The sequence below is a fragment of the Bradyrhizobium sp. SHOUNA76 genome (assembly GCF_023006445.1).
GTDB lineage: Bacteria > Pseudomonadota > Alphaproteobacteria > Rhizobiales > Xanthobacteraceae > Bradyrhizobium.
This window is the reverse complement of record NZ_JALBHA010000465.1, coordinates 1-5,119: the sequence shown is the minus strand read 5'-3', so window position 1 is coordinate 5,119 and position 5,119 is coordinate 1. Positions and strand designations below refer to the sequence as shown.

The window sequence follows — 5,119 nt, the reverse complement described above, 5'->3', positions numbered from 1 at the left end:
GGTCGTCTCGAAGGGCTGAGCGCGCGGTCCGGCCGCTCGCCGAGCTGGGCTCCCTCGCCCGCGGCCAATCAGCCTGAGCCGTCTATCCACGCGCGATCCGGGTTTTTACCGGCGCAGCCGGCCCACCCTGTCGAGGTCTTCGGGAACCCCATCGATTGCCCTTGTCCTTCCGGGCCGGCGGGATAGGATTGTCTCGTTTCTTCAAAGTCATTTTACCCGAAGGTCCTTCGAGATGAGCTTAGACGCCACGCGTCCGTTCAAGAGCCGTCTGGACGTTTCCCCCCGCCACCTGCTGGCATGTGCCATTCTGCTCGGGTCCACCGGCTCCGCAGCCGCGCTGACCAAGGAGGCGGCGATCGAGAATTGCCGGATGACCGTCGGCCGGCCGATCGTGCAGGCGTGCATGCAGGCCCAGGGAGGCCGCAAAGCCGGTGCCGATCTCGAGGGTTGCCGCGCCAAGGCCTCGCCTCAGGTCAGGGCCTGTGTGATGGCCGCGCTGAATGCCGCCAACGGCCGCGCCAATGTCGCGGTCGAGCTTCCCAAGGAAACGGCGCCCAAGCTCGAGGCGGGCGCCGCGCTTCCGAAGGACTTCGTTGCGCCGCCGCGCAGCATCGCCGACATCACGGCGATCCTCGACGGCGACAAGCCCGACGAGAAGACGATCGCGGAATTGAAGTCGGATGCCGCCGCCGCGCCGACCGGGAAGGAGTCCCGGCAGGATCTCGCAGAGTTCTATTTCGATCGCGCCAATGCGCGCGCGCAACTCGGCCGGCTCGTTGAAGCAATGGCTGACGCCGACAAGGCCGCAGAAGTCGGGCGCGGCGCCGTTGGTCCGAATATGCTGGGGCGGATATTGCAGCTTCAGTCCCTGCAGCACGCTCTCGCGGGCGATCCGAAGCGCTCGCTCGAGATCATGCAAAGGCTCTTGCGCGAATCGGCCAGCATGCCGGGCGCCAAGGGGTTGCAGTTCAGTACGAACCGCGGAATCGCGTCCGCCCTCATCCAGATGGGCGACGTCGCACAGGCCGAAGCCTATCTCCGCCGCAGCCAGACCGCGATACAGGAGGCCCGCACCAGTGGCCATCCCAATTGGCGAGCGTCCTATGCGAAGTTCGGCCAGAGCTGGGAAGGCGAGCTGGAGCTCGCGCGCGCCCTGATCTTCGAGGCGCGCGGACAGTTCGCCGACGCCGAGGCCGCCTATCGCAACGCCGAGCTGCGCAAGCGCGCAAGCACGAAGGCCATCATGGAATCGGACAATCCGCCGGCCGAGACCATTTTGCTGCAGGTGATCGACAGCGCCGTGTTGAACCAGGCACGCATGAAGGCAAAGCAGGGCAGGCTCGCCGAGGCCGAGATCGATGCACGCCGCGCGCTGCTCTCGCGGCTGAAGGATACCGGCAAGTACAACTCCGTCACGCCGCGATTCGTGATGGGGCTGGCGGGCATTCTGGTCGACCAGGGCCGTTACGAAGAGGCCGAGAAGCTCGGCCGCGTCGCCCTCGAGATCAACAAGACCGTCGGCGTGCCGGAGGAGTCGCAAGCGACCGTGCAGCTGCTGTCGCAGCTCGCCGGCATCCTGACGCTGCGGCGTCAGAACGCCGAAGCGAGCACGATGTTTGCGCGGATCGACAAGGCCGTCGCCGGCTGGGATTCGCAGCGTCGCCAGGTGTTCGAGCTCAATCCGTCCCGGATCCTGTCGCTCTATGGTTCCGGTCAGCTGGACGCAGGCATTGCAGCCGCCGAGCAGCTCGTGAAGAAGCAGATCGCCCGCGTCGGGGAAAATCATTTCGATGCCGCTTCGGCGCGCGGCACGCTGGCGGTCGGATTGATGCGCGCTCGGCGCGATGCCGATGCGATCAGGGAGTTCAAGGCCGCCATTCCGGTCATGATGGCGAGCGCCAACGAAAACGCCGATGACGAAAACACGACCGTGGTGGCCGCGCGCAGCCAGCGGCTGCAGACCATCGTCGAGAGCTATCTGCTGCTGCTCGGCAGGACGGAAGGAGCCGGCAAGGACATCGGCGAAGAGACGTTCAGCCTCGCCGATGCCGTCCGGGGCCGCTCGGTGCAGCAGGCGCTTGCGGCCTCGAGTGCGCGCGCGGCGGCAAAGGATCCCGCGCTCGCCGAGCTCGTGCGCAAGGAGCAGGACCTGACCAAGCAGGTCAACGCTCAGCTCGGCACCCTCAACAACGTGCTCGCGCTTCCCGCGGCGGAGCGCGACGAGAAGGGCGTTGCACAGATTCAGGCCTCGATCGCGGCCTTGCGCGGCCAGCGCGACAAGGCGCGTCAGGAGATCAAGCAGAAGTTTCCGATCTACGCCGATCTTGTCTCGCCCAAGCCGCCGAGCGTCGCCGAGATCCGCGCGACGCTCGGCGACGACGAGGCCATGCTGTCGTTCTATTTCGGCCAGAACGGCAGCTTCGTCTGGGCCGTGCCGAAATCGGGGCCGGTGGCGTTCGCCGCCGTCCAGGCCAAGATCGGCGACATCGAGGGCAAGATCCGCAAGCTGCGCGAAGCGCTCGAGCCGCAGGCTGCGATGATCTCGGACATTCCGCCCTTCGACCTCAAGCTCGGCCATGAGCTCTACGAGCTGCTGCTCAAGCCGGTCGAGAGCGGCTGGAAGCCGGCCAAGAAGCTGATCGTCGTGACCAACGGCGCGCTGGGACTGCTGCCGCTGTCCTTGTTGCCGACGGCACCAGCGGAGGTGGCCGCGGACGAGGATCCGCTCTTCATCGGTTATCGGAACGTGCCGTGGCTGGCGCGAACCCATGCGGTGTCCACGGTGCCGTCGGCGGCGGCATTGCGGACATTGCGGCAATTGCCGGCCGGCAAGCCCGGCCGCGGCGACCTCATCGCCTTCGGCGATCCCTATTTCAACAGCGACCAGCAGGCCGAGGCGGAAGGCGGCGGGCAGAAGATTCAGGTCGCCGACGCCAGCGGCAACATCACGCGCGGCGGGCCGCTGAAGCGGCGCAATAGTCCGAAGCTCGACGGCGTCGACAGCGCCGAGCTCGGTCTCTTGCCCCGGCTTCCCGACACGGCCGACGAGTTGAAATCGATCGCGCTGGCGTTGCAGGCGGACCCCGCGAAGGTGTTGTTCCTCGGCAAGAGCGCGACGGAGAGCGCGGTGAAGACCATGAACCTCTCCGGCTTCAAGATCCTCGCCTTTGCCACCCACGGTCTGGTCCCGGGCGAGCTGAACGGACTGACGCAGCCGGCACTCGCTTTGTCGTCGCCGGTGGTGACGGGCGAGGGCGGCGACGGGCTCTTGACCATGGAGGAGATCCTCGGTCTCAAGCTGGACGCGGACTGGGTCGTCCTGTCGGCCTGCAATACCGGTGCAGGCGCAGGCGCAGGGGCCGAGGCGGCCTCCGGGCTCGGCCGTGCGTTCTTCTACGCCGGCACGCGCGCCCTGCTGGTGACGAACTGGTCGGTGCATTCACAGTCGGCGCGGCAATTGGTGACGGATCTGTTCAAGCGGCAGGCCGATGATCCCAAGCTGTCGCGCAGCGAGGCGCTGCGCCAGGCGACGATGGCCCTCGTCGATGGTCCGGGCTATCTCAGCAGCGAGGGCAAGACCGAGTTTGCCTATGCGCATCCGCTGTTCTGGGCGCCTTACACCATTATCGGCGATGGCGGCTTGCGTTGACGAACTGGGGAAGGGGTGCAGGGAAAATGAAGCGGAATGTTTTGCTGGGCCTCGTGGCTGCAGGTTTGTTGTTCTCGGGACCATCGCGTGCCACGCCATTGATCACGGAGGAGGAAGCCAAGCTGCCGCCGCCGAAAGGCGCGGTTGCCGTCGATCAGCGCGGCATCATGCGCGGCCCCAAGGTCGAGTTCGTCTCGCCGGTCGACTCGGCGAGCTCACCTCTACCGCTGGTATTGAAATTCCAGTCCTATGGCGGGGCAAAGATCGATCCGGAATCGGTCAAGATCATCTTCCTCCGGACGCCGAATGTCGACTTGACCTCGCGGGTCAAGCCGTTCGTGAAGGCCGATGGCATCAACATGCAGGATGCGGAGCTGCCGCCGGGCGAATACGCGGTGCGTGTCGATATCAGGGACAGTGATGGCCGTTCGGGCACGGCCATCTTCACGCTGAAGGTCGCACCCAAGTGACGTGTCCCTACTGCCGGGCGGGGACCGGGGAGGGCGCGCTCGTCTGCGCGTCCTGCGGGCGCGACATCGCCGTTCCCGCGACGCTGGTTGCGGAGCGTGACGATCTCCTGCGCAAGCGCCAGGAGCTGCGCGACGAGCTGAAACGGGCCAGGGACGAGGCCGAGGCCTTCATGAGGCGGAGGCATTCGCGTTAACGATGGAATGTCCGTTCTGCGCCGAGACGATCAAGGACGAAGCCATCGCGTGCAAGCACTGCTCGCGCGACCTGCGCGTGGTGCGGCCGACCTTGCTCGAGATCGAAGAGATCGTCGCCGATCTGGACAGGCTCAGGCGTGATCTCGACCGGGTCAACGTCCGGCTCGAACGGTACAAGAATCCGCTGCGCTATTTCACGACGCATGCGGTTCTCTACGTCGCGATACCGTCCCTTCTTCTGGTGATCGCGCACGTGCTCGTGACCATCACTTTCAACATGTCTCCGATCCCGCTTCGGATTGCGTCCATCGCCGTACCGCTGCTGTTCGGATTCGTGGCCTACCCGCTGCACCGGGTTTCGGCCGTGGCGGCCTTGGTGCTGGCGTTCTTGGCGGCGGCTGTCAGCGTCCTGTCGATGCTGACGGTCACGGGGATTCACGATCATGTCCCGATCCTGCCGCAAGCCTGGATCGAATGGCGGGAAGTATTCGAATACGGCGCCAGCATCCTGCTCGCCTTCGTCTCCGGAAACATCTTGAGCGTCGTGATCTTCCAGGTGCTGCCGCGCGTGCTGACCCAGGGCGGCAAGCCGAATGCGTTCGCCTTCCGCGTGGCGCGCCTGCTGGGACAACATGTCGGCGAGGAACAGCTGCGCCGCCGCGCCCGCTTGATCCAGGACCTCATGCAGACCATTGGGCCGCTGGCCGGCGTCGCCGCGACCGCTGTCGGCTCGATCTACGCGGGATTGAAGGGCTTGCTCGGATAGCCGGCCGGTACGGGCATCGACGGCGCGCGCGTCAGCGCT

The 5,119-nt window shown here is 66.0% G+C and carries 4 protein-coding genes; all 4 read left to right on the top strand.

Features of this window, described 5'->3' with window-relative positions; translation table 11 throughout:
• The first annotated feature begins 232 nt into the window (after window positions 1-232).
• From MOV74_RS30895 to MOV74_RS30880, 4 genes are read left to right on the top strand one after another with little or no spacing between them, the layout of a single operon-like run.
• Window positions 233-3,649: a CHAT domain-containing protein gene (locus tag MOV74_RS30895; RefSeq protein WP_246930637.1), complete on the top strand. Its 3,417-nt coding sequence runs from the start codon at window positions 233-235 to the stop codon at window positions 3,647-3,649.
• Between the two features lie 26 nt (window positions 3,650-3,675).
• Entirely contained in the window at window positions 3,676-4,119 is a 444-nt protein-coding gene (locus MOV74_RS30890) for a hypothetical protein (protein WP_246930634.1), read from the top strand.
• A complete protein-coding gene (locus MOV74_RS30885) occupies window positions 4,116-4,313 on the top strand; it encodes a hypothetical protein (RefSeq protein ID WP_246930632.1) in 198 nt (65 codons plus the stop codon). The genes MOV74_RS30890 and MOV74_RS30885 overlap by 4 nt, the downstream gene beginning before the upstream one ends.
• Before the next feature lie 2 nt (window positions 4,314-4,315).
• Window positions 4,316-5,080 carry a hypothetical protein gene (locus MOV74_RS30880; RefSeq protein ID WP_246930629.1) on the top strand — a complete coding sequence of 255 codons (765 nt, stop codon included), beginning with the start codon at window positions 4,316-4,318 and terminating at the stop codon, window positions 5,078-5,080.
• The last annotated feature ends 39 nt before the right edge of the window (window positions 5,081-5,119 follow it).